Source organism: Mycobacterium sp. 852002-51613_SCH5001154, assembly GCF_001667425.1.
Lineage (GTDB): Bacteria > Actinomycetota > Actinomycetes > Mycobacteriales > Mycobacteriaceae > Mycobacterium.
Map to the genome: position 1 here is coordinate 26,716 of NZ_LZII01000034.1, position 21,889 is coordinate 48,604.

Annotated in this window: 24 protein-coding genes; 6 read left to right on the top strand and 18 right to left on the bottom strand. The window is 67.4% G+C overall.

The annotated features are described in order from the left end of the window. Positions 1-89: 89 nt before the first annotated feature. The 3 genes from A5750_RS08585 to A5750_RS08595 form a co-directional block, all read right to left on the bottom strand. Complete coding sequence (locus tag A5750_RS08585; RefSeq protein ID WP_067262048.1) at positions 90-680, bottom strand: TetR/AcrR family transcriptional regulator; 591 nt, start codon at positions 678-680, stop codon at positions 90-92. Positions 681-742: 62 nt separating this feature from the next. Then, on the bottom strand, positions 743-1,483 hold the full coding sequence (locus tag A5750_RS08590) for a glucose 1-dehydrogenase (protein ID WP_066949409.1): 741 nt from the start codon (positions 1,481-1,483) through the stop codon (positions 743-745). Between the two features lie 16 nt (positions 1,484-1,499). Further along, complete coding sequence (locus A5750_RS08595) at positions 1,500-2,600, bottom strand: diacylglycerol kinase (RefSeq protein ID WP_067262051.1); 1,101 nt, start codon at positions 2,598-2,600, stop codon at positions 1,500-1,502. Positions 2,601-2,710: 110 nt separating this feature from the next. On the opposite strand from A5750_RS08595, the gene A5750_RS08600 reads away from it, so the two are divergent. Beyond that, a complete protein-coding gene (locus A5750_RS08600; RefSeq protein WP_067262053.1) occupies positions 2,711-3,604 on the top strand; it encodes an alpha/beta hydrolase in 894 nt (297 codons plus the stop codon). 50 nt (positions 3,605-3,654) lie between these two features. On the opposite strand, the gene A5750_RS08605 is transcribed toward A5750_RS08600, so the two are convergent. After that, positions 3,655-4,278, bottom strand: coding sequence for a TetR/AcrR family transcriptional regulator (locus A5750_RS08605; RefSeq protein WP_066949400.1), 624 nt, complete (start codon positions 4,276-4,278; stop codon positions 3,655-3,657). A gap of 164 nt (positions 4,279-4,442) precedes the next feature. Between A5750_RS08605 and A5750_RS25775 the strand changes: the two genes are divergently transcribed. After that, entirely contained in the window at positions 4,443-4,568 is a 126-nt protein-coding gene (locus tag A5750_RS25775) for a hypothetical protein (RefSeq protein ID WP_007167223.1), read from the top strand. A 14-nt stretch (positions 4,569-4,582) separates the two neighbouring features. Here A5750_RS25775 and A5750_RS08610 read toward each other — a convergent pair whose 3' ends face one another. From A5750_RS08610 to A5750_RS08625, 4 genes are all read right to left on the bottom strand, one after another. Further along, entirely contained in the window at positions 4,583-6,010 is a 1,428-nt protein-coding gene (locus A5750_RS08610) for an NAD(P)(+) transhydrogenase (Re/Si-specific) subunit beta (RefSeq protein WP_067262056.1), read from the bottom strand. Next, positions 6,007-6,336: an NAD(P) transhydrogenase subunit alpha gene (locus tag A5750_RS08615; protein ID WP_066949393.1), complete on the bottom strand. Its 330-nt coding sequence runs from the start codon at positions 6,334-6,336 to the stop codon at positions 6,007-6,009. The genes A5750_RS08610 and A5750_RS08615 overlap by 4 nt, the downstream gene beginning before the upstream one ends. Positions 6,337-6,338: 2 nt before the next feature. Continuing rightward, on the bottom strand, positions 6,339-7,433 hold the full coding sequence (locus A5750_RS08620) for a Re/Si-specific NAD(P)(+) transhydrogenase subunit alpha (RefSeq protein ID WP_067262059.1): 1,095 nt from the start codon (positions 7,431-7,433) through the stop codon (positions 6,339-6,341). A 228-nt stretch (positions 7,434-7,661) separates the two neighbouring features. Next, entirely contained in the window at positions 7,662-8,123 is a 462-nt protein-coding gene (locus tag A5750_RS08625; protein WP_066949383.1) for a nuclear transport factor 2 family protein, read from the bottom strand. Between the two features lie 121 nt (positions 8,124-8,244). Between A5750_RS08625 and A5750_RS08630 the strand changes: the two genes are divergently transcribed. Then, positions 8,245-9,465 (top strand): acyl-CoA dehydrogenase family protein, encoded by a 1,221-nt coding sequence (locus A5750_RS08630; RefSeq protein ID WP_066949515.1) that lies wholly within the window; start codon positions 8,245-8,247, stop codon positions 9,463-9,465. After that, positions 9,458-10,279: a tyrosine-protein phosphatase gene (locus A5750_RS08635; protein WP_067262061.1), complete on the top strand. Its 822-nt coding sequence runs from the start codon at positions 9,458-9,460 to the stop codon at positions 10,277-10,279. Before A5750_RS08630 ends, A5750_RS08635 begins: the two co-directional genes overlap by 8 nt. Positions 10,280-10,308: 29 nt before the next feature. Here A5750_RS08635 and A5750_RS08640 read toward each other — a convergent pair whose 3' ends face one another. The 7 genes from A5750_RS08640 to A5750_RS08670 form a co-directional block, all read right to left on the bottom strand. Next, the gene (locus A5750_RS08640; RefSeq protein ID WP_066949377.1) at positions 10,309-11,169 is read right to left on the bottom strand and encodes an SDR family oxidoreductase; all 861 of its coding nucleotides are present in this window, start codon (positions 11,167-11,169) and stop codon (positions 10,309-10,311) included. Between the two features lie 54 nt (positions 11,170-11,223). Continuing rightward, entirely contained in the window at positions 11,224-12,651 is a 1,428-nt protein-coding gene (locus A5750_RS08645; RefSeq protein ID WP_067262064.1) for an aldehyde dehydrogenase family protein, read from the bottom strand. A gap of 131 nt (positions 12,652-12,782) precedes the next feature. Next, positions 12,783-13,709 (bottom strand): class I SAM-dependent methyltransferase, encoded by a 927-nt coding sequence (locus A5750_RS08650; protein WP_066949372.1) that lies wholly within the window; start codon positions 13,707-13,709, stop codon positions 12,783-12,785. Then, the gene (locus tag A5750_RS08655; protein ID WP_156659296.1) at positions 13,709-14,641 is read right to left on the bottom strand and encodes a class I SAM-dependent methyltransferase; all 933 of its coding nucleotides are present in this window, start codon (positions 14,639-14,641) and stop codon (positions 13,709-13,711) included. Before A5750_RS08655 ends, A5750_RS08650 begins: the two co-directional genes overlap by 1 nt. A gap of 38 nt (positions 14,642-14,679) precedes the next feature. Beyond that, positions 14,680-15,621, bottom strand: a complete 942-nt coding sequence (locus tag A5750_RS08660; protein ID WP_067262067.1) for a class I SAM-dependent methyltransferase — start codon at positions 15,619-15,621, stop codon at positions 14,680-14,682. Positions 15,622-15,695: 74 nt separating this feature from the next. Next, the gene (locus A5750_RS08665) at positions 15,696-16,331 is read right to left on the bottom strand and encodes a TetR/AcrR family transcriptional regulator (protein ID WP_067262069.1); all 636 of its coding nucleotides are present in this window, start codon (positions 16,329-16,331) and stop codon (positions 15,696-15,698) included. Positions 16,332-16,333: 2 nt separating this feature from the next. After that, positions 16,334-17,317 carry a pirin family protein gene (locus A5750_RS08670; protein WP_066949359.1) on the bottom strand — a complete coding sequence of 328 codons (984 nt, stop codon included), beginning with the start codon at positions 17,315-17,317 and terminating at the stop codon, positions 16,334-16,336. Positions 17,318-17,498: 181 nt separating this feature from the next. Here A5750_RS08670 and A5750_RS08675 point away from each other — a divergent pair, with 181 nt between their 5' ends. After that, positions 17,499-19,499, top strand: a complete 2,001-nt coding sequence (locus A5750_RS08675; RefSeq protein ID WP_066949356.1) for a chloride channel protein — start codon at positions 17,499-17,501, stop codon at positions 19,497-19,499. On the opposite strand, the gene dps is transcribed toward A5750_RS08675, so the two are convergent. Together dps and A5750_RS08685 are read right to left on the bottom strand one after the other, a co-directional pair. After that, positions 19,496-20,041 carry a DNA starvation/stationary phase protection protein Dps gene (gene dps, locus A5750_RS08680; RefSeq protein ID WP_066949353.1) on the bottom strand — a complete coding sequence of 182 codons (546 nt, stop codon included), beginning with the start codon at positions 20,039-20,041 and terminating at the stop codon, positions 19,496-19,498. The genes A5750_RS08675 and dps overlap by 4 nt on opposite strands. A gap of 95 nt (positions 20,042-20,136) precedes the next feature. Then, entirely contained in the window at positions 20,137-21,048 is a 912-nt protein-coding gene (locus A5750_RS08685; protein ID WP_066949351.1) for a DNA-3-methyladenine glycosylase, read from the bottom strand. Between the two features lie 51 nt (positions 21,049-21,099). Here A5750_RS08685 and A5750_RS08690 point away from each other — a divergent pair, with 51 nt between their 5' ends. Then, on the top strand, positions 21,100-21,498 hold the full coding sequence (locus A5750_RS08690; protein ID WP_066949349.1) for a nuclear transport factor 2 family protein: 399 nt from the start codon (positions 21,100-21,102) through the stop codon (positions 21,496-21,498). On the opposite strand, the gene A5750_RS08695 is transcribed toward A5750_RS08690, so the two are convergent. Then, the gene (locus A5750_RS08695; protein WP_067262072.1) at positions 21,495-21,875 is read right to left on the bottom strand and encodes a DUF427 domain-containing protein; all 381 of its coding nucleotides are present in this window, start codon (positions 21,873-21,875) and stop codon (positions 21,495-21,497) included. The two genes, A5750_RS08690 and A5750_RS08695, sit on opposite strands and share 4 nt — an antisense overlap. Positions 21,876-21,889: the final 14 nt, after the last annotated feature.

Genomic DNA, 21,889 nt, shown 5'->3' on the forward strand with positions numbered 1-21,889 from the left:
TCGTCTTCGGAACCGGTAACGTCCGATGTTAGATGACCAGTCGTCTATTTAACAAGCCGGGCCCGTGAACCATTCCGCCGCCGACCGCATCAGTGCAGTAGCGCCGGGACCGTGGTCGCCTCGAACCGGTCGTACGGGGCCCTACTGCGGGTCACCTTCCCGCGCAGGGCCGCGCCTTCCCACGCCTCGATCAGCTGGGAGGCGAGCTCGGGAGCCGGCAGGTCGCGCCGGACGCCGCCGGAACGCCGCTGCCCGGACTGCACACACTCGGTGAGGGCCGCGCCCCAGCGGTCGAGAATGCGCACCAGTTCGGCGCGCACCGGTTCGCTCGAACCGCCCATTTCGAGCGACAGATTGCCGATCAAGCAGCCAAGCATGAAGTCGCCGGCCTCGTGCTCGTCGGCAAGAGCATGGAAGAAGCGGGTGATCCGGTCCGGTGCCGGCCCGGCTTCGCCGAGGATCGGCAGCAGGCGCGCTTCGATGTCGGCCCAGTAATGCTCGAGGATCGCCGCCGCGAACGCTTCCTTGCTCGCGAAATACGCGTAGAACGACCCCTTCGGGACGCCCGCCGCGTCGGTGATGTCTTTGACGCCGCTCGCGGAAAATCCGCGCGAGTGGACGAGTTCGAGCCCCGCGCTAAGCAGGCGGCGGCGCACCTCGGGATTCGGCGGACGCGGCATCCCTCGATGGTAGCCGACCGGTCACTTACCTTTACGGGTCTGCTTCGGACCGGCCCCGAACGCTAGAACTCCTTGTGATTCACGTCGGTGATCAGGCCACCGTCCATCACGAACTCGCTGCCGGTGGAGTAGGACGACTCGTCGCTGGCCAGGAAAAGCACGAACGTCGCGACTTCCCGAACCTCGCCCGGACGCCCAAGCGGGATCGTCACCATGTCCTCGGGCAGGTGGGCGGTCATCGGGGTGCGGATAAACCCCGGATGCACCGAGTTCACCCGAATGTTGTGCGGCGCCAGCTCCAATGCCGCCGACTTCGCCAGGCCGCGCACGCCCCACTTGGACGCGACGTAGGGGTGCACCATGGGCGCGCCGCGCAGGCCCTCGATCGAGGACACGTTGATGATCGAGCCGCCCCCGGCGGCGATCATCGGCTCGACCGCAACCCGCATGCCCAGGAACGTCCCGGTCAGGTTGACGTCAATCACCTTCTGCCACTTGGCCAGATCGAAACTCTTCAGCGGGCCGAGCGCGACGGTGCCGGCGTTGTTGACCAGCACGTTGAGCTTGCCGAATTCGCCGATCGCCGTGGCGACGGCGGCGTCCCACTGGTCGGGCTGGGTGACGTCGAGGTGCACGTAGCGCGCAGAGTCGCCGATCTCGTCGGCCAACGCCTTGCCCTGATCGTCCAGGATGTCGCCGATCACGACCTTGGCGCCTTCGGACACCAGCAGGCGCGCATCTTCGGCTCCCATACCGCCGGCGCCCCCGCTGATCAGCGCAACCTTGCCGTCTACCCGTCCCACAGGGACTCCTTTCGATTTAGGTGCTTACCAAAGTGCTTGGTGCGTAAAGGCCTTTGCCGGTGACCAACGGCAGGTCAAGCGTGGTCCGGATGCCCGGCGGGGCGGCGATGACGGCGGGGATGGCGTTGACGACGCGGCCCGCGGCGCCGGCGATCGCGGCGTGGTTGTGGTCGCCCTTGCGGCTGCTCGGGATGATGTCGACGGCATACGACGGCTCGCCGGTGATCTCGACGCGGTACGAGCCGTCGCCCGCAGCGGGCTGAGGCAGGTCCGGCCGCAGGTCCGGCCGCAGCCGGGTGACGTGCTCGATGACGATGGCGGGGTGGCCCTTGACCATGCCGCGGATCTCGAACTGCAGCACCGCCACGGTGCCCTTGGCCACCCGGCCGACCGCGATATCGAAATCCTCCGGTGCCGGCTCGCGCTGGTAGGACTCGGTGATCTCGTCGACCTCGATGCCGAGGCCGGCCGCCAGCTGACGGATCGCGGTTCCCCAGGCGATGCTGAGGATGCCCGGCTGCAGCAGCATCGGGATCTCGTCCATGGGCTTGGCGAATCCCATGTAGTCCATGACCTCGGTCCCGTTGTACGACGCGTAGTCGTGGATCTCCATGCAGCGCACCTGCTCGATGTGCTGACAGGTACCGGCGAGCGCGAACGGTAGCAGATCGTTGGCGAATCCGGGGTCGACGCCGCTGATAAAGATGCTCGAATTACCTTGCTTGGCAGCGTCTTCGACGCGGCCGATGTACTTGTCGGGCATCACGCCCCACGGGTATTGCAGCAGCCCCGGCGAGGATCCGACGACGTTGACACCGGCCGCCAAGATGCGCATGACGTCGGCCATCGCGTCGGGCAGGCGGGTGTCGCCCATGGCGCAGTACACGACGCACTCGGGCTTGGTGGCCAACAGGGCGTCGAGGTCGGAGACGGCGGTGACACCCGTGACGACGCCGGCCTCGAGGCCCACGCCGCACAGCTCGCCGGCGTCCTTGCCCACCTTCTCCGGGTTGGACACGCACACGCCCGTCAACTCGAATTGCGGGTTGGTGATCAGCTCGGCCAGGGCTAACCCTCCGACGTTTCCGGTACCGACGTGCGCGACGCGGATCGCCATGAGAGTCTCCGTCCTTTGAGCGCTCAAAACTTTTCTAGACACTAGTCCACAAAATTTGTGGCGCATACCGGCGGACTGGCCGTCGGCTCCTCGGGCAGAATGACTCGCTGATGGCACAACGCGAAGACGTCCAATTCCCCTCCGGTGGCGATTTGATCAGCGCCTGGCTCTATCGGCCGGCTGGCGGCGGCCCCCCACCGTTGTTGGTCATGGCGCACGGCCTGGGCGGGGTCCGCAGCATGCGGCTCGACGCCTACGCCGAGCGATTCAGCGCGGCCGGTTACGCCTGCCTGGTGTTCGACTATCGCAATTTCGGCGACAGCGAGGGCAGGCCGCGCCAGGTGCTCGATGTCGGGCTGCAGCTCGCCGACTGGGCCGCGGCGGTCGCCTACGCCCGCACCCTCCCGGGAATCGATCCCAAGCGAATCGCGTTGTGGGGCACCTCTTTTGCCGGCGGGCACGTGATGGCTACGGCGGCCCGGCTGCCGGGAATCGCCGCGGCGGTCGTCCAATGCCCCTTCACCGACGGCCTCGCGTCGGCGCGCACCATCAGCAACCCCTTGGTCTTCGCGCGGGTCGGCCTCCTAGCGGCACGCGACCTGGTGGCCGCCCGGCTGCGCAAGCCCCCGGTCATGGTGCCGACGGTCGGAATGCCGGGGGACGTCGCCTTGATGACCACCCCCGACGCGTACCCCGGCTACCTCAGGCTCGTGCCCGTGGGTGAGGAGCTGACCAACGAGGTGGCGGCCCGCATTGCGTTGACGATCATGGCCTACCGTCCCGGCCGCGACGCCGCGAAGATCCCCTGCCCGATCCTGTTCTGCGTGTGCGAAGCCGACTCGGTGGCTCCGGCGGCGGCGACGCTGCGCTACGCGGCCAAGGCCCCGCGCGGTGAGGTCAAGCTTTATCCCGAAGGCCATTTCGCGATCTATGTCGACGAGGCGTTCGAGCGTGTCGTCGCCGACCAGCTCGCCTTCCTCGACAAGCACCTGAAGGGCGACTAGGGGCGATCGCGAGCGCGGCGTAGTCGGGCGAAGCGGGTCGCCCCATTGGGCTAGGGCCCGAGCGGGGAACTCGTGCGGATCGCCTCGTCGCGGATCAATCCGCGCAGCAGCGCGGTGCTGAACTCGGCGGCGATCTCCTTGGCGCTGCGGCGTCCACTGGGCCGCAACCACCGGTAGGCGCCCAGCGTCATGCCGATGTACCCGAGCGCCAGCACGTGGGAGTCGCACGGGTAGAACTCCCCGCTGGCGATCCCCCGGTCGATGAGGCCGTGCACGTGCTCGTAGACCTGGGTTTCCTTCTCCCGCACCGCGGCGACCTGCTCTTCGGTGAACCACTCGGTGATATACGGCTGCTCCTGGAAGTACACGGCCGCGCCCTCGGGATTGGCAGCGATCTGGTCGAGCAGGCGCACGGTGTACTGGTACAACGCCTCTCGCGCGGTCATCGAGGGATCGTCGTGGACGGCGGCCAGGGTGCGCTCGGCGGCCTGCTGGTAGATGTCGTAGAGGATCAGAGACTTGCTGGCGTAGTAGTGGTAGACCGTCGCCTTGTTCAGGCCGATCACGTCGGCGACGTCATCCATCCGGGTGCCGTGGTAGCCGCGGGCGGCGAACAGCTTGGTGGCGACAGCCAGCAGCTCTTCACGTCGCGTGCGTCCGTTCTCGGATGGCATCTGCCCTCGCTATCGTCACTGCCGGGCGGGACCTTCGGGTGCCGGGCAAGGCCAATTATCAATCAACTGGTTGGACAGTTTAGGCAAACGCCAGGTGTCGCCCCGACGAGGATGGGACTAGACTCGCTTTCGAAAGCTCAAGTCGCGACTGGAGGGGTGGCCTCATGGATCCGAGCCCGGACTACGACGCTAGCGACGAAATCGAGTTCTTCTTCCGCTACGTGCCCTGGGGGCTGCGCGGCGTCGTCGACGGCAACGGCTACCCGCCGCCCGCCTACCCGCCGGTCTAGGCCGCTTGGCGCCTCTAGAGCGCCTTCAGTTCCTCGGCGACCTCGGTCACCGATTTCTTCGCGTCCCCGAACAGCATCGTCGTCCCGTCGGCGTAGAACAGCGGGTTGTCGATGCCCGCGAACCCGGAGTTCATCGACCGCTTGAGCACGATGACTGACTTGGCCCTGTCCACGTTCAGGATGGGCATGCCGTAGATCGGGCTGGATTGCTCGTTGCGGGCCGCCGGGTTGGTGACGTCGTTGGCGCCGATGACGATCGCGACGTCGGTGCGGGCGAACTCGTCGTTGATGTCGTCCATGTCCTTCATGGCGTCGTAGTCGACCTCGGCCTCGGCCAGCAGCACGTTCATGTGCCCGGGCATGCGCCCCGCGACCGGGTGAATCGCGTACTTCACCGGCACGCCCTTGTCCTCGAGCAGGCTGGCCATGTCCTTGACGGCGTGCTGGGCCTGCGCGACCGCCAGCCCGTAGCCGGGAACCACGATCACCTGGTTGGCGTACGCCATCTGGATCGCGGCGTCGGCCGCCGAGGTCGCCTTGACGTGCTTGTCGCCGCCGTCCCCTCCGGCGCCCGGGGCCACGCCCCCACCGCCGAAGCCACCGGCGACGATCGCCGGGATGGAACGGTTCATGGCCTTGGCCATCAGGTTGGTCAGGATCGAACCGGACGCGCCGACGATCATGCCGGCCACGATCATCGCGGTGTTGTTGAGCGCCAGGCCGGCCGCCGCGGCCGAGAGGCCGGTCATGGCATTGAGCAGCGAGATGACCACCGGCATGTCGGCGCCACCGATCGGCAGCACCACCATCAGGCCGAGCACCCCCGCGGCGGCCAGCAGGCCGACCATCCACCACAGCGGCGCCCCGCCGGTGCCGGGGTGCGCGCCCAAGCCGATGACCACCGCGGCGGCCACCGCCGCCGTCAGCAGCAGCAGGTTGATCGGTTGCTGAACCCTGCCGAAGCCGATCGGAGAGCCGGAGATGATCTCCTGCAGTTTGCCGAAGGCGATGATCGATCCCCAGAACGAGATCGACCCGATGATCGCGGCGAACAGCGACGCGACCACGATGTGCACGGTCGGCGACTCCCCGTGCTGGAAGGCCGAAAAGCCTTTGGTCTCAATGAATTCCGCCAGCGCGATTAGCGCGACCGTGCCGCCGCCGACGCCGTTGAAGAACGCGACCAGCTGCGGCATGGCGGTCATCTTGGTCAGCCGCGCCGGCGGCACACCGAGCACGACACCCACGACCAGGCCGGCGATGATGAGCACCCACGACTCGGTGTGCCGGATCTTGATCAGGGTCGCCGTCACCGCCAGAGCCATGCCGACCGCGGCGATCAGGTTGCCCCGCACCGCCGTCTTCGGGCCGGTCAGGCCCATCAGGCCGTAGATGAAGAGGGCGAACGAAATGATGTAGAGAACGGTGACCAGGTAGTTCATTTCGCCGCCAGATCTTCGGTCTTCACCGGCGCGGCCTTCTTCTTGCCCTTGAACATGCCCAGCATCCGGTCGGTGACGATGAAGCCGCCGATCACGTTGAGCGTCCCGAACACCACCGCGACGAACAGGATGATCTGCACCGCCAGCGACGGATGCTCAACCTCGCCGAAGACCACCAGAGCGCCGAGCACCACGATGCCGTGAATGGCGTTCGTTCCCGACATCAGCGGCGTGTGCAGCGTGTTGGGCACCTTTGAAATGACCGCGAACCCGACGAACCCGGACAGCACCAGGATCGCCAGGTTGGCCAACAGCTCGTCATACATATCTAGGAGTCCTCACTCGCCCGGGTAACGCAGGCCGCCGCGACGACCTCGTCGTCGAAGTCGGGGGCCAGCTTGCCGTCTTTGATCAACAGGTCCAGGAGCGCCGTGATGTTCTTGCTGTAGAGCTCGCTGGCGTGCTCGGGCATGGTTGCCGGCAGGTTCAGCGGAGAGGCGATGGTGACGTCGTGCTTCACGACCGTCTGCCCCGGCTCGGTCAGTTCGCAGTTGCCACCGGTTTCCCCCGCCAGGTCGATCACCACGCTGCCGGGCTTCATCGACTCCACCGCCGCGGCGGTCACCAGCCGGGGTGCGGGGCGCCCCGGAACCAACGCGGTGGTGATCACCACGTCGAACCCGGCGATCGCCTTCTCCAGGGATTTCTGCTGCTGGGCGCGCTCTTCTTCGGTGAGCTCGCGGGCATACCCGCCCTCACCGGCCGCGTCTATACCGAGATCCAGCCACTGCGCCCCCACCGAACGGACCTGATCGGCCACCTCCGGGCGCACGTCGTACCCGGAGGTGCGCCCGCCCAGCCGTTTGGCCGTCGCCAGCGCCTGCAGTCCGGCCACCCCGACGCCGAGCACCAGCACGCTGGCCGGCTTCACGGTGCCCGCCGCGGTCGTCAGCATCGGAAAGAACCGGGTCGACTCGGACGCCGCCAGCAGCACGGCCTTGTAGCCGGCCACGTTGGCCTGCGACGACAGCGCATCCATGACCTGGGCGCGCGAGATGCGCGGGATCGCCTCGAGCGCGAACGCCTGCACTCCGGCCTCGGTGAGAGCGCCGATCGAGTTGTCGGTGTTGCGCGGTGCCAGGAAACCGATCAGGGTCTGCCCGCGGCGCAACTTGGCGACCTCTTCTTTGGTCGGCGGCGCCACCTTGACGACGATGTCGGCAGCCCAGGCGTCACCGATGCTGGCGCCGGCCTCGGTGTAGAGCTGGTCCGGAAGCAAAGCACCCTCGCCCGCACCCGACTCGACCACTACCGCCACACCGCCGCTGATCAGCGACGCCACCGCCTTGGGTACCAGTGCGACCCGTCGTTCGTCGGCCCCGGACTCGGCGACCACCCCTACCGTCGTCTGCGCATCTGTCATGGCGCGTACATCTGCTTTCCCGCACTTTCCTGCCGTTTGATGTGCCGCTGGCTGGCCGCACGCTTCGCTACCTTAACGCCTGCCGGATTTCGCCCCGGACGTGCGATCGACCGGGGCGGGCTACCGCCGGCGCGGCAGACGGGCTCCCGTCGATGGTTCGTTACCCGAGGCGCGCGCAGTAGCGGCCGCGGCGTTGTGGACCCACAAGACAACGTTGTGGCCGGTTCGCTACCAGAGCGGGATGTCCTGCCCGCGCTCGGCCACCGGGCGGGGCCCGAAGTAGCGGCGTTCGGACTCGTCGATCCGCACGTCGTTGATGCTGGCCTCGCGGCGCGCCATCAACCCCGACGGCGAGAACTCCCACAGCTCGTTGCCGTAGCTGCGAAACCACTGGCCGCTCGCGTCGCGACACTCATACTGAAACCGCACGGCGATGCGGTTGCCGTGGAAGTCCCACAAGCTTTTCCGCAACGCGTAGTCGAGCTCGCGCTGCCACTTGCGGGTCAGGAACCCCACAATCGCGTCGCGGCCCACGACATGTTCGTCGCGATTGCGCCACTGCGAGTCGGGCGTGTAAGCCAGGCTGACGCGGTGCGGATCGCAGGTGTTCCACGCGTCCTCGGCGGCCTGCACCTTCTTTAGGGCAGTCTCAGAGGTGAACGGCGGGAACGGCGGACGGGATTCGGTCATGGCGCCATGTCTACCGCGAGCAGAACACAAAATCGCACTAATCCGCACGCCGACAGGTGACGTTGCGTCTGCTCGTGGCGCCGCTAGACACGTGTCCTATGGTGGCGGCATGGACTTCGCGATGTCGGCCAAAGGCAACGATTACCACAAGCGATTGACCGACTTCATGACCGAGTACGTCTTCCCGGCCGAGGCCGAATACGACAAGTACCGGGACGAGGCCGGCCCGAACGATCACACGGTCCCGCCGATCATCGAGGAGCTGAAGACCAAGGCCAAGGAGCGCGGCCTGTGGAACCTGTTCCTGCCGGCCGAGTCGGGCCTGACCAACCTGGAATACGCGCCGCTGGCCGAGATCACCGGCTGGAGCCTCGAGATCGCCCCCGAGGCGCTCAACTGCGCGGCGCCGGACACCGGAAACATGGAGACCCTGCACCTGTTCGCGACCGAGGAGCAACGCAAGCAATGGCTGGAGCCGTTGCTCAACGGTGAGATCCGCAGCGGCTTTTCGATGACCGAGCCGGCTGTCGCCAGCAGCGACGCCCGCAACATCGAGACCTCCATCGTGCGCGACGGTGGCGACTACGTGATCAATGGCCGCAAGTGGTGGACCTCCGGGGCGTCCGACCCGCGCTGCAAGATCCTCATCGTGATGGGCCGCACCAACCCCGAGGCGGCAAGCCACCAGCAGCAGTCCATGGTGCTGGTGCCGATCGATACGCCGGGCGTGACGGTGGTCCGCTCCACCACGGTCTTCGGTTTCCAGGACCAGCCTGGACACTGCGAGATCATCTACGACAACGTCCGGGTGCCCGCCACCAACCTGCTCGGCGAGGAGGGCGGGGGCTTCGCGATCGCGCAGGCCCGGCTGGGGCCGGGCCGCATCCACCACTGCATGCGTGCGCTGGGCGGTTCCGAACGGGCGCTGGCCCTGATGGTGGACCGGGCGCAGAACCGGGTGGCGTTCGGCCGTCCGCTGGCCGAGCAGGGCGTGGTGCGGGAGGCAATTGCCAAGTCCCGCAACGAGATCGACCAGGCGCGGCTGTTGTGCGAAAAGGCGGCGTGGACCATCGACCAGCACGGGAACAAGGCCGCCCACACGTTGGTCTCGCAGATCAAGGCGGTCGCGCCGCAGGTGGCGTGCAACGTCATCGACCGAGCGATTCAGGTGCATGGGGCCGCGGGGGTTAGCGAGGACACGGTGCTCGCCCGCATGTACGCCTGGCACCGGGCGATGCGGCTCTTCGACGGCCCCGACGAGGTACACATGCGGACCATCGCGCGCGCCGAGCTCGGCCGGGAGAAGTCTCCGCTCGCCGCGGCGGTCACCGCACATGAGTAAGGCCGCCCTCCGGGAGTTGCCCGGCGCGTGGAACTTTCGCGATGTCGCCGACCGCGCCGGGGCGCTGCGGCCGGGCCGGCTGTTTCGGTCCAGCGAGCTGAGCCGCCTCGACGACGACGGCCGGGCGACGCTGCTCGGACTGGGCATCACCGACGTCGCCGACCTACGGGCGGCGCGGGAGGTGGCCCGCCGCGGGCCCGGCCGCGTGCCCGACGGTGTCGACGTTCACCTGCTTCCGTTCCCGGACCTCGCCGACGACGCCGGTGAGGGCGACGAAGCCCCCCATGAACATGCGTTCCGGCAGCTGATGACCAACGGCGATCCCGACGAGTCCATCAACGACACCGCCGCCCGCTACATGGTCGACGAGTACCGGCAGTTCCCCACCCGCAACGGCGCCCAGCGGGCGCTGCACCGCGTCGTCACGCTGCTGGCCGCGGGGCGGCCCGTCCTCACGCACTGCTTCGCGGGCAAGGACCGCACCGGCTTCGTGGTGGCGACGGTGCTGGAGACTGTCGGCATCGATCGCGACACCATCGTCGCCGACTACCTGCGCAGCAATGACGCCGTCGCGGAGCTGCGGGTCCGCATCTCCGAGATGATTGAGCAGCGCTCGGAAGCCGAACTCACGCCGGAGGTCAGGACCTTCACCGAAGCCCGGCTATCCGACGGTGTTCTCGGCGTGCGGCCCGAGTACCTGGCCGCCGCGCGCCAGACCATCGACGAGCAATTCGGTTCGCTGGACGCCTATCTGAGCGACGCGGGCATCACCGAGGCCGACGTGGATCGACTACGTCAGGCGCTGCTGGCCTGACTCGAACCACGCGGCCACGGCGCTGACCGTTACAGCTTGAAGTTGGCTTGTTTGGCCGCGGACAGGTCGTCGATCTGCGACCAGTGCGAGGCGACATCCTCGACCGTCGGCGGCTTGTCGAAGTTGGCGCCCTCGTTCTGGAACAGGGCCACCCGCTGCACCTTGCCTCCACCGACGACGAAAACCGAAGCGGTGTTGGGGTTTTCCTCGGTGCACAGGTAGGCCACCACCGGCGCCACATACTCGGGCGTCAGCTTCTCGAGCACCTCCTTGGGGAGGATGTCCTCGGTCATCCGGGTCGCCGCGATCGGCGCGACGGCATTGGCGTGGATGTTGTACTTCGCCCCCTCCTGCGCCAGCGTGTTGATCATGCCGACCAGGCCGAGTTTGGCCGCGCCGTAGTTGGTCTGCCCGAAGTTGCCGAACAGGCCGCTGGTGGAGGTGGCGACGACGATCCTCCCGTAACTCTGCTCCCGGAAATGCGGCCAGGCGGCGCGCAGCACGTTGTACCCGCCGTAGAGGTGCACCTTGAGCACAGCGTCCCAGTTCTCGAACGTCATCTTGTGGAAGGTGCCGTCGCGCAGGATCCCGGCGTTGCTCACCACGCCGTGCACGGCGCCGAACTCGTCGAGCGCCGTCTTGATGATGTTCGCGGCGCCCTCGGGCTCGGCGACGCTGTCGTAGTTGGCGACCGCCCGGCCACCCGCATCCTTGATCTCGTCGACGACGTGATCGGCCATGTTGTGGCCGGCCCCCGTGCCGTCACGGGATCCACCGAGGTCGTTGACGACGACGCTGGCCCCCTCGCGGGCCAGGGTCAGGGCGTATTCACGGCCCAGCCCCCCGCCAGCTCCGGTGACGACGATGACGCGATCCTGCACTCCGGGCATCAGGTTCCTCTCTAAGGTGAAAACTACGTCCTAGCAAGCGAATTCGGACAGTGGTCAGAACATCCTGCGGGCCATCTTGAAGGCCCGTGCCGTGTACGGCGGGTAGATGAAGCTGGACAGGTCGGGCCGGGTCGGCTTGGTCAGCACCGACTTGCGGTGACTGAACTCCTCGAAGCCGTAGCGGCCGTGATAGGCGCCCATGCCCGATGCGCCGACACCGCCGAACGGCAGCTTGGCCGTCGACACCTGGAAGGCGAGGTGGTTGACCAGCATGCCGCCCGCCGACACCTCCTTGATCACCCGCTCGCGGGTCTCGCGCGTCTTGGTGAACAGGTAGGCGGACAACGGCTTAGGCCGCGAGTTGATGAAACGTATTGCGTCATCAAGGGATTGGACGGTGATCACCGGCAGTACCGGTCCGAAGATTTCGTTCTGCATCAACGGCCCGTCCGGATCGGGGTCGACAACGACCGCGGGCTGGATGCGCAGGCTCGACGGGTCGCATTTGCCGCCGACGACGACCTGGCCGTCCCCGCCGGCCAGATAGCCGCTGATCCGGTCGAACTGACGCTGGTTGACGATCCGCATTCCGTTGGGCTTGTCCGACGTGAACTTCGTGATGGCCGCGCCGATCTTGCTCACCAGCTCATCGCGAATCTTGGCGTCCGCCAACACGTAGTCGGGGGCGACGCACGTCTGGCCGGCGTTCAGCAGCTTCATCCAGGCGATCCGCTTGGCCGCCACGTCCACGTCGGCGTCAGCCGCCACGATCACGGGGCTCTTGCCGCCGAGCTCCAGCGTGCAGGGGGTCAGATGCGGGGCGGCGCCTTCGTAGACCTTGCGACCGATCTCGGTGCCGCCGGTGAACAGCAGGCGGTCCAGGCCCTGCGCGATGAGTTCCTGGCTGACCGAACCGTCGCCCTCGACCACCGCGATCGCGTCGCTGTCGAGGTATTTGGGCACCAGGTCCGCCATCAGGTGCGCGGACGCCGAGGCGATCTCCGAGGGCTTGAGGATGACGGCGTTACCCGCGGCGATCGCGCCGACCGCCGGGCCCAGCGTCAGATAGAACGGGTAGTTCCACGCGCCGATGATCAGCACGGTGCCGTAGGGCTCGTATTCGATCCAACCGCGGCCGGGGAGCTGCGCCGCCTCGAGCAGCTGGTATTTGCGACGCGTCCACTTGCGCACCCGCTTGGCGGCGTACTTCGCTTCGCCGGCCGTGGTTGCGATGTCGGCGATGAACGCCTCGAACGGGCTGCGGTCGAGATCCGCGGCGAGAGCACCCGCGATCGCCGCTTCGTTCTCTTCCATCAGCTTGGCCAGCTGCAACAACTGCCGTTTGCGCCACTCCACGTCGCGGGTGCGCCCGCTGGCGAAGGTCTTGCGCAGCCGCGCGACGGTCGCGGGGATGTTCGCCGGCTGAGGTGTGGGCGCGCCGTTGGCGGCGGATGTCGTGGGTGTAACCGATTCGGTGGTCATCGTTGTCCTTCCCCTGCTTCGGTCATCCCGATGCGCCCGCTGCTCGTCGCACGAGCGCTCATGGGTGATAACCGCGATCCTAACCATCCGGTTGGGAGAGCAGTAGAAAGGATCTGATCCGGCGAACGGGCTCAGGGTTTGGACGCCGCCACGAAACTGTTCGCGAACGGCCGGTCCTCCGGTTGCGGCGCGCGGCCCAGCCGCTGGCCCTCGTCGCGCGCGCTCACCGTGCGCGTGGTCCAGCCGTGCGCGGCGAACCACTCGGCGCAATCGGGCCGGCCCTCGTCGGAGAACCAGAGGTCGAAGGGGTTGAACGAGGTGTCTTGGCCGCGCGCTTCGCGCTTGGCCCGCAGTTCCTGCCACCTCTGCTCGGCCTCGCGGCGCTTCTCCTCGTCGACTCCGAAGTTCTCCACCGCCACCCGGCTGCCCGGTCCGCTCAGCGCATCGATGGAGGCGAACAGCGCCTCCTGCGCCGCCGCGGGCAGGAATGGCAGCAGCCCCTCGGCCAGCCACGCCGTCGGCCGGCTAGCGTCAAAACCGGCCTCGCGCAATGCCTTTGGCCAGTCGTGGCGCAGGTCGACGGGCACGGCCCGGCGGTCGGCGGTGGGCTCGGCGCCGTGGCTCGCCAGCGTCTCGGTCTTGTACTCGAGCACCTTGGGTAGATCGATCTCGTACACCACGGTGCCGGCCGGCCAGTCCAGGCGGTAGGCACGCGAATCCAATCCGGCGGCCACAAGCACGACCTGCCGGATACCCGCCGCCACGGCGTCGGCGAAGTACGCATCGAAGAAGTGGGTGCGCACCGCCTGGTAGTTGATCATGTGGTTGGGGTCCGGGGCGTCGCCACCGGAGTCGTCGTCCGGCTCGCCCGCCCACCAGGCCGCCACCTGCTCGCGGACTCCGGCCAGCTCGGGTGTGGAGACCAGCGGCTCGGCGAACTGGTCGCGGATGAGCGGTGAGTCGCTGGCGGTCTCGGCGGCGCGGGCCAGGGCGACCATCACCGCGGTGGCGCCGACGCTGGTGGCGATGTCCCAGGAGTCGTCCAGCGAGCGCGGCATTACAGCCGCTCGGCGATGACGAAGTCGGAGAAGGCGTCCTTGTCGTCGGCCAGCGGGACGTTCTCGATCCAGCGGCCCAGCCGGCGCATCTCGTCCGTCGAGCGCTGCGCCTGAGCACGCCAACCGTGGTTGTTGAGCCAGTCGGCGACGTTCGCGCGGTGCTCGTCGCGGTACATCAGCTCGCCGACGTCGACGGTCTCTTCGATGCCCAGTTCGTCGGCGACCTTCCTGAACCGCTCGCGCATCTGCTGCCGGCGCTCGTCGGCGTGCGCGGGCGCGGTTTCCGCCGAGACCCGGCTTCCGGCCGGGCTCAGTTCGCCGATCTGGGTGAACAACCGGTCCTGCGCCTCGGCCGGCAGGTACATCAGCAGGCCCTCGGCCAGCCAGGCGGTCCTCGCCGACGGGTCGAAGCCGGCGTCGCGCAGCGCGGCCGGCCAGTCCTGCCGCAGGTCGATGGCCACCGCGCGGCGCTCGGCCGACGGCGTCACGCCGTTTTCCGCCAGCGTCGCGGACTTGTAGTCCAAGACCTGGGGCTGGTCGATCTCGTACACCACCGTGCCGGCCGGCCAGTCGAGGCGGTACGCGCGGGAATCCAGGCCGGACGCCAGGATTACCACCTGCCGGATTCCGGCGGCGACGGCGTCTTTGAAGTAGGTGTCGAAGAAGTGGGTGCGCACCGCCTGATAGCCGCGCATGTGCTCGAGCTGCGCCGCGGAGTCGGCGTCGAGGGATTCGATCTTGGCCGCGACATCCGGGTCGAGCATGTGCTCCCACAAGACCCCGGCACCGGCGTTGGTGACCAGAAGTTTGGCGTACGGGTCGCGGATGAGGGCGTCCGCCCGTTCGGTCTCGACGGCCCGGGCGGCGGCGACCATTACCGCGGTACTGCCGACGCTGGTCTTGATGTCCCAGGTGTCGTCGTGGGTGCGCAGTGAGCTCATTGAATTGCTCCTTGATCCTCGGGCGGAAGTCAGTCGGTCGGCTCGCCGAGGTGCGCCCGCAGCAGCACGCTGCGCACGGCGTCTTCGGCCAGGTCTTCGGGTACCGGGCGGCCCAACCGGGCCATCTCCTCGCGGTTGTCCACGGCTCGCACCTGCCAGCCGTGGTCGGTCAGCCACTGGGCCGCGTCCGAACGGTCCGGCTCGTGGTAGGTCAGCGCCTGCACGTTGACGTCCAGGCCGAGCCGCTCCCGCATCCGCAGCCAGCGCTGTGAATTGCTCCGCGAGTTCAGGCCGAATGCCTCGATGGCGACCCGGCTGCCCGGGGCGCTGAGAGCGGTGAAAGTCTCGAACAGACGGTCTTGCGCGTCGCTTGGCAGGTACGGGAGCAAGCCCTCCGCGAGCCAGGCGGTCGGTCGCGTGCGGTCGAAGCCCGCCGCGGCCAGCGCCGCGGGCCAGTCGTCGCGCAGGTCAACGGGGACAGGGCGGCGGCTCGCGGCGGGGGCGGCGCCGTGCTGCTGCAGGATCCCGGTCTTGTATTCCAGCACCTTGGGCTGGTCGATCTCGTAGACCGCGGTGCCGTCCGGCCAATTCAGGCGGTAGGCCCGCGAGTCCAACCCGGCGGCCAGGATGACCACCTGCCGAATGCCGGCCTGCACCGCGTCGGCGAAGTACTCGTCGAAGAAGTGGGTACGCACGGCCTGGTAGTCGATGCCCATCCGATGCGCGCGGCGGCCCTGCTCGTCGCCGTCGAGCCACGCCAATTCGGGATCGGTGAGCCGGGCCCATGCCGGGCCGGCCGACGAGACCAGAACGCGGGCGAACTCGTCGCGGATCAACGGGTTGCTTCCGGCGGTTTCCGCCGCGCGCGAGGCGGCGACGCCCAGCGCGGTGGCACCGACGAGTTCGGTGATGGCCCAGCTGTCGCCGGCAGATCTCAGGGAAGGCGGTAACGACGCGTCCACATCAGTCATGACGGGGCCATGCTACCGGGATAAGTTAGTTAGCCTATACGCTTTGTGCGCAACTTCACTGCCCGCGCGATCGGCTAGGCCTCCGGCCGCAGCAGCCCGCCTTCCATCAGCTGCCGCAGCATTCCGGTCACGGCCAGCATCTGCTGGGGGCTCTCCACCCAGCCCGCGTACAGGCCGACGCCGCACATGATGACGACCAGCGACTCGATCAGCGCCGACGCGTCGATGTCGGCGGCAACCTCGCCGCGCTCGATCGCGTGCTTGATGACTCGATCCAGGAATTCCCGGACGGCCCGGACTGACTCGTTTTCGGTCTTGTTCCATTCCGGGTGCCGCTGCGACTCGAGCACCCCGGAAATTATCAGCGCCGATCCGGCGGGATTCTCCGAATTCGCTTGCACCGCGGAGGTGATGAATGCCGTCAGCTGCGCCGCCAGAGTGGTCTCGCGGCTGGCCACTTTGATGCCGGTTCCGATGATGGCTTCGTTGGTTTGCTCCAATACCTCGCGATACAAGACGCGCTTGCTGGAGAAGTAATGGTTGATGGCCGGACGGGTCAGATCAGCGCGGGCCGCGATCGCCTGGAACGTGGCGCCGTCGTAACCGCGTTCGCTGAACACCAGGCGAGCGGCCCGCATGATTCGCTGGCGCGTCTCGTCCGCCTTTGCGGCAGGGGGGCGTCCAGGCCTGCGACCCACCCCTGAAGACATCGTTAAAGTGTGCCACCGCCACGGTGCGGCATTAGCGCGTTTGGCGGAATGCTGCCGAACTTCCCGGCCTGGTAGTCCTGCACCGCTTCAACCAATTCCGCACGCGAGTTCATTACGAAAGGCCCGTAGTGGAATACCGGCTCGCGAATGGGTCGACCGCCCAGAATCAGCACATCCATCGCGGTCGTGCGCGACGATTCCTGTGCCGGATCGGCGCCCACCGTGATCCGATCTCCGGGGCCCAGCACCGCCAATTGGCCCTCGCGAATCGGGTGAGCAACCGGACCGACACATCCGCTGCCCGACAACACGTACACGAGCGCATTGAAATCGCGCTGCCACGGCAGGTTCAGTCGGGCGCCGGTTTCGATCGTGGCGTGGGCGAGCGTGATCGGCGTATGAGTGCTTCCGGGGCCGCGGTGACCGTCGACTTCCCCGGCGATGATGCGGACCAGCGCCCCGCCGTCGTCGGACGAGATCAACTGCACGTCACCACCGTCGATGGCCTGGTACCGAGGCGGCGCGAACTTGTCTCTCTTCGGCAGATTCACCCACAACTGGATGCCATGAAAGAGGCCGCCACTGTCGACCAGTTCTGCGGGCGGCGTCTCGATGTGCAGGATCCCCGAACCGGCGGTCATCCACTGCGTCGCGCCGTCGGTGATCAGGCCGCCGCCGCCGTGGGAGTCCTGGTGAGCGAACTTGCCGTCGATCATGTAGGTGACCGTTTCGAACCCGCGGTGCGGGTGCCAGTCCGTGCCCCTCGGCTCGCCGGGCTCGTACTCCACCGCGCCCATCTGATCCATGTGCACAAATGGGTCAAGGGCGGCAGCGCTCATTCCGGCGAATGCGCGGACCACGGGAAAGCCCTCGCCCTCGTAGCCGCGCGGCCCTGTGGTGATCGACCGGACCGGGCGCTCGGTGTCGGCGGGTGCGGCGACACCGACGCGGGGCAACGTCAACGTGTTGGCGGTGATAGCGGGCATATGACCTCCGTAATGAGAACTACCCCGAATAACCGGACCGCGGTCCAGTTATTCCCCGGTGCTGCCGTCGCGGCGAAAAGTTGCGTAGGGCAATATTTGCTGCAGGAAATGGTCGCAGCGGCGTGCACGATCCAGAGGCGGCCGACAAGCAAAATGCGGCCGTGGGGGGAAGGATGCGTGGATGGGTCAAAATGTGGCGGCCACGGCTACGGTTCTGCCGATCCGGCCAGTGTCCAGAGCCGTGGGTCAGTTCGCCGGTTGGCTGCGCGCGAACCGGGTCGGGCTGTTCTGTGCGGCCATCGTCGTCGGGCTCGGCGCCGGCCTGGGCGCGGCGGCGTTCCGCTACCTGATCTACGGCTTCACCTGGTTGGCGACCGGACACGACGAATTCGGCCAGGACGGTTGGGTGGGCAGCGACCATTTGCCCTGGTTGGGAATTGGCTTCTTCGTGATCATCCCTGTCATCGGCGGATTGCTGTACGGGCCGCTGATCTCGCGGTTCGCCCGGGAGGCTCGCGGCCATGGCGTCCCGGAAGTCATGATCGCGGTGGCGGAGAACGGTGGCCGCATCCGTCCGCAGGTGACCGTGGTGAAAGCCCTGGCCTCCGCGTTGTGCATCGGTACGGGCGGATCGGTCGGCCGTGAAGGACCCATCGTTCAGATCGGCGCGGCGCTGGCCTCCGGTCTCGGCCAGTGGGTGCGAATGCCGGAAAATCGGCTGCGGGTGCTGGTGGCCTGTGGCGCGGCGGGCGGCATCTCGGCCACCTTCAACGCCCCGATCACCGGGGTGTTCTTCGCCGTCGAGCTGATCCTGCGTGAACTGTCCGTCGAGGCGATCTTCACGATCATGCTGTCGTCGATGGTCGCCGACGTGGTCGCCCGCGTGTTTTTCGGCTCGGCCCCCTTCCTCACCCAGTTGCCTGCCGGCATCGAGCTGAATCACATAGCCAACTACTTGCTGGTGGCGCTCCTCGCGGCGATCGCCGGGTTGATCGGGATCCTCTTCAAAAATGTCCTGTACAAGACCGAAGATCTTTGCGACCGGGCGTGGGGTGGGCGCCCGGATTGGGCGCGGCCGGCGGTCGGCGGGATCGTGCTCGGCCTGCTGCTGCTCGCGGTGCCGCAGCTCTACGGTGTCGGCTACCCGGTGATGTACGCCGCCTTCGCCGGCCACTACGCGCTGTGGCTCCTACTGGTGCTCGCCGCCGGCAAAATGCTGGCCTGCAGCCTGACCATCGGGATCGGCGGCTCGGGCGGGGTGTTCGCGCCCTCGCTGTTCGTCGGGGCCACTTCCGGCATGGCCTTCGGGCTGTTCGTCCAGCACACCATCGGGACGGCCGTCGGGCACCCCGCCCTCTACGCCATCGTCGGCATGGGTGCCGTGTTCGCCTCCGCAGCGCGCGCCCCGCTCACCGCCCTGGCGAGCACCGTCGAAATGACCGGCGATTTCACCCTTACCCTGCCGGTCATGTTGGCCGTAGCGGTCGGCACTACCGTGTCGCGGGGGGTTTCCTACGGAACCATCTACACGACGAAGCTGCTGCGCCGGGGCATCGACATCGACCGCCCCACTCCTACCCATGCGTTCGCCGACCTCACCGCGGCCGACGCCATGCATCCGTTCGCCATTCCACTGGACCTGACCCGCGCCGTCGGAAATGCCGATCAGAACTTGACGGCCTTGCTCGGCCCTGTCACGCGCGTGCGCGAACCGCAGGCGCTGTTCGCCAACGACAGCCTCGCCCAAGCCCTGCGTCAGCTCGTCCTCTATGGGCGCGACGGGCTGCCCGTCATCGACACCGAGGCCCGGTCTGTTCAGGGGTGGCTGACCAACCAGAATGTGCTGCGCGCGGTCGGGGCCCACTTCACGGACGTCCAGCCGGACGTCGCCACGGGCCAACCGGCTGCGGACTGGGTCGAGCCGCGACCCGCCGCCGAACACGACCCGCACAGTGAACTCGACGGGTATTGCATCGTCGAACACACCCTGGCCGGCGATTCGACCGCCGTAGGCCGGGTTCTCGGTGACCTCGACTGGCCGGACGGTCACTTCCCCGTCTCCGTGCTGCACAATCGGCGGCTCGTCGATGCCGACGCCACACTACGGCTCGCCGTGGGCGACCGCGTCAACGTCCTCGCGCCCAAAGACGGCGTGCAGCACCCGGATTCGCCGGCCCGCTAGGAACCGCGCGCGCTGCTGGCGGCGTCCTTCTCGGTGGTCGAGCCCTCGTGGGTCAATTGCCCACCCGCGCTCTCCAGGTGCGCCCGGACGAACCACTGGAACTTCTCCAGGTTCCCGGCCTGATCGATCAACAGATCCTGGGTGACCGGGTCGAGTTCCTCGGTCTCCTCGATGTACTTGCGGATGTCTTCGACGACGCCGGTGTAGACGAGGTCGAGCGCGGCCAGGTGAGCCTGAACGGTGTCGCGGCCGACGGAGTAGTCGTCCCAGGTGCGGTCTTTGATGATGGCTCCCGGCGTACCCTGCGGTGATCCGCCCAGGGCCGCAATGCGCTCGGCAACGTCGTCGGCGAAACCGCGGACCGCTTCGACCTGCGGGTCGATCATCTCATGCACGCCAATGAAGTTGGGCCCCACCACATTCCAGTGGACATGCTTGAGCGTCAGGTGAAGATCGTTGTAAGTGCTCAGTTGCTTTTGCAGCAGTTCGGTCAGCCGCGCTCCCTGTTTGTCGGTGAGCCCCGGGATGGTGAACTGTGTCATCGGTTTCCTCCGTTTCGCACACGGTCACGTCTTTTGACGTTGGTTACCCGATGACCGTTGCCGAAAACGCGGGACCGACGAGGCCATGACCACGTTTAGAGTTCGCTGATGTGCTGCACCGGTAGCCGGGCGCCGCGCCGTGGTTCGTATGCCAGCCCGCTGGCCTCGAGCAACCGGACCACTCGGTGGCGGTGTGGTCGCATCGGTTCGAGCAGCTCCAGCATGCCCGCGTCGTCGACCGGGCGGCCCGCCAGCGTCCAGCCGATCATCTTCGGGATGTGATAGTCGCCGACCGAGAGCGCGTCCGCGTCACCGAACGCCCGTTGCGCGGTTTCCGCGGCGGTCCACTCCCCCACCCCAGGCAACGACATCATCGCCTCGCGCGCCTGCGCGGGCGAACGGGACGCCAGCCGTTCCAGCGCGGCGGCCCGACGCGCACACGTCACCACGGTCCGCGCACGTCCCGGGTCGACGTTGGCTCGATGGAACTCCCACGACGGGATGTGCCGCCACTCGTCGGCCGAGGGCGGCACCCGCATTCGCGCCGGCGCCGGCCCCGGCGCCGGCGACCCGTACTTGGACACCAGCAGGCGCCAGGACCGAAACGCATCGGCGCCGGGCACCCGCTGCTCGATGATCGCCGGGATCAGCGCCTCCAGCACCAGCCCCGTACGACCGAGGCGCAAGTGGGGTACCCGCCGCTGCGCGGCGGCAACGATCGGGTCCCGGGGCGCGAAATCGGAAGCGTCGTCCTCGTGGCCGAGCAGCGCGGGCAACCGTTCGACGAATTCCGGCCCGCCGCTACCCCACGCCACACAGTGAGCGGCGTTGGCGGCCACACGGCTGATCCGCGCGGCGACGGGTCCGGTCGGCAGCAGGCTGGTCCGCCAGATCGTGCCGTCACCGGAAGCCTGAAAACACGGATCCCCGCGACCTCGGCGAAGCGGCGCCAACGTGTGCCCGAAGCTGACCACCCCGGGGAACGTGACAGTGCGCGTGCTTTCCACCGACCAACTCTCCGATTGACCGTTAACGATGTGCCAAGTCAATATTGCGATGTGATGACGCCGTTCGATGACCCGCAGGGCGAACTGGCTTGGATGTTCCTGCAAAGTACGAGCGACGGGGGCGACCTCGACGAGGGTTTTTCACTGCTCAGCGACGACTTCACCTACTGGTCGCTCGTCACGCGGGCTTCGTGCGACAAGGAAGCGTTCCGGCAAGCTATCGAGCGGCGCAAACGGGACCTCGAGCTGACCATCGACCTGGTGCGGTGTGTGAACGAGGGAGAGACCGTGGTGGTCGAGGCGCACGCCAGCGGCATCACCACCGCCGGCGTCAAATACGACAGCCCATTCGTCTGCATCTTCGACACCCGCGATGGCTTGATCGTCTCGATGCGGCTGTACAGCGACACCCGGGCCCACGAGGCCGCGCTGCCGGGGTGGATTTTCTAGGACGCAGAAACGCTGATTTCGGCCTTGTTCGGGTAGAACGCGACATGCCCGGCGATCGCCGCGACCGCGGGATAGGGCTGCTCGTAAGTCCAGATCACGTCCTCCACGGTGTCACCGGCGGAGGTGGTCACGGTGTAATAGCTCGCCTCGCCCTTGAAGGGACAATATGTGCTGGTGTCCGTGCGGGCCAGCCGGTCTTGCACCACGTCGCTCATCGGAATGTATTGCACCGCAGGCAAACTGGCTTCGCGTAATTCGAGCGCGGCCGTCGTATCGGCGACCACCTCGCCGTTGACGCGAACCTGGACCCGCCCCTTTGTCGGCTCGATGGTGATCGGGTGGCCGGCACTGGGCTCTTTGATTTCGGGATGGCTCATGGTCTCCTCCTAGA

What these genes read in the sequence shown, in the direction of transcription:
- A5750_RS08585 (WP_067262048.1), bottom strand. Translation starts at nt 680, where the DNA reads ATGCCGCGTCCGCCGAATCCCGAGGTGCGCCGCCGCCTGCTTAGCGCG.
- A5750_RS08595 (WP_067262051.1), bottom strand. Translation starts at nt 2,600, where the DNA reads ATGGCGATCCGCGTCGCGCACGTCGGTACCGGAAACGTCGGAGGGTTA.
- A5750_RS08600 (WP_067262053.1), top strand. Translation starts at nt 2,711, where the DNA reads ATGGCACAACGCGAAGACGTCCAATTCCCCTCCGGTGGCGATTTGATC.
- A5750_RS08605 (WP_066949400.1), bottom strand. Translation starts at nt 4,278, where the DNA reads ATGCCATCCGAGAACGGACGCACGCGACGTGAAGAGCTGCTGGCTGTC.
- A5750_RS25775 (WP_007167223.1), top strand. Translation starts at nt 4,443, where the DNA reads ATGGATCCGAGCCCGGACTACGACGCTAGCGACGAAATCGAGTTCTTC.
- A5750_RS08610 (WP_067262056.1), bottom strand. Translation starts at nt 6,010, where the DNA reads ATGAACTACCTGGTCACCGTTCTCTACATCATTTCGTTCGCCCTCTTC.
- A5750_RS08615 (WP_066949393.1), bottom strand. Translation starts at nt 6,336, where the DNA reads ATGTATGACGAGCTGTTGGCCAACCTGGCGATCCTGGTGCTGTCCGGG.
- A5750_RS08620 (WP_067262059.1), bottom strand. Translation starts at nt 7,433, where the DNA reads ATGACAGATGCGCAGACGACGGTAGGGGTGGTCGCCGAGTCCGGGGCC.
- A5750_RS08625 (WP_066949383.1), bottom strand. Translation starts at nt 8,123, where the DNA reads ATGACCGAATCCCGTCCGCCGTTCCCGCCGTTCACCTCTGAGACTGCC.
- A5750_RS08630 (WP_066949515.1), top strand. Translation starts at nt 8,245, where the DNA reads ATGTCGGCCAAAGGCAACGATTACCACAAGCGATTGACCGACTTCATG.
- A5750_RS08635 (WP_067262061.1), top strand. Translation starts at nt 9,458, where the DNA reads ATGAGTAAGGCCGCCCTCCGGGAGTTGCCCGGCGCGTGGAACTTTCGC.
- A5750_RS08640 (WP_066949377.1), bottom strand. Translation starts at nt 11,169, where the DNA reads ATGCCCGGAGTGCAGGATCGCGTCATCGTCGTCACCGGAGCTGGCGGG.
- A5750_RS08645 (WP_067262064.1), bottom strand. Translation starts at nt 12,651, where the DNA reads ATGACCACCGAATCGGTTACACCCACGACATCCGCCGCCAACGGCGCG.
- A5750_RS08650 (WP_066949372.1), bottom strand. Translation starts at nt 13,709, where the DNA reads ATGCCGCGCTCGCTGGACGACTCCTGGGACATCGCCACCAGCGTCGGC.
- A5750_RS08660 (WP_067262067.1), bottom strand. Translation starts at nt 15,621, where the DNA reads ATGACTGATGTGGACGCGTCGTTACCGCCTTCCCTGAGATCTGCCGGC.
- A5750_RS08665 (WP_067262069.1), bottom strand. Translation starts at nt 16,331, where the DNA reads ATGTCTTCAGGGGTGGGTCGCAGGCCTGGACGCCCCCCTGCCGCAAAG.
- A5750_RS08670 (WP_066949359.1), bottom strand. Translation starts at nt 17,317, where the DNA reads ATGCCCGCTATCACCGCCAACACGTTGACGTTGCCCCGCGTCGGTGTC.
- A5750_RS08675 (WP_066949356.1), top strand. Translation starts at nt 17,499, where the DNA reads ATGGGTCAAAATGTGGCGGCCACGGCTACGGTTCTGCCGATCCGGCCA.
- dps (WP_066949353.1), bottom strand. Translation starts at nt 20,041, where the DNA reads ATGACACAGTTCACCATCCCGGGGCTCACCGACAAACAGGGAGCGCGG.
- A5750_RS08695 (WP_067262072.1), bottom strand. Translation starts at nt 21,875, where the DNA reads ATGAGCCATCCCGAAATCAAAGAGCCCAGTGCCGGCCACCCGATCACC.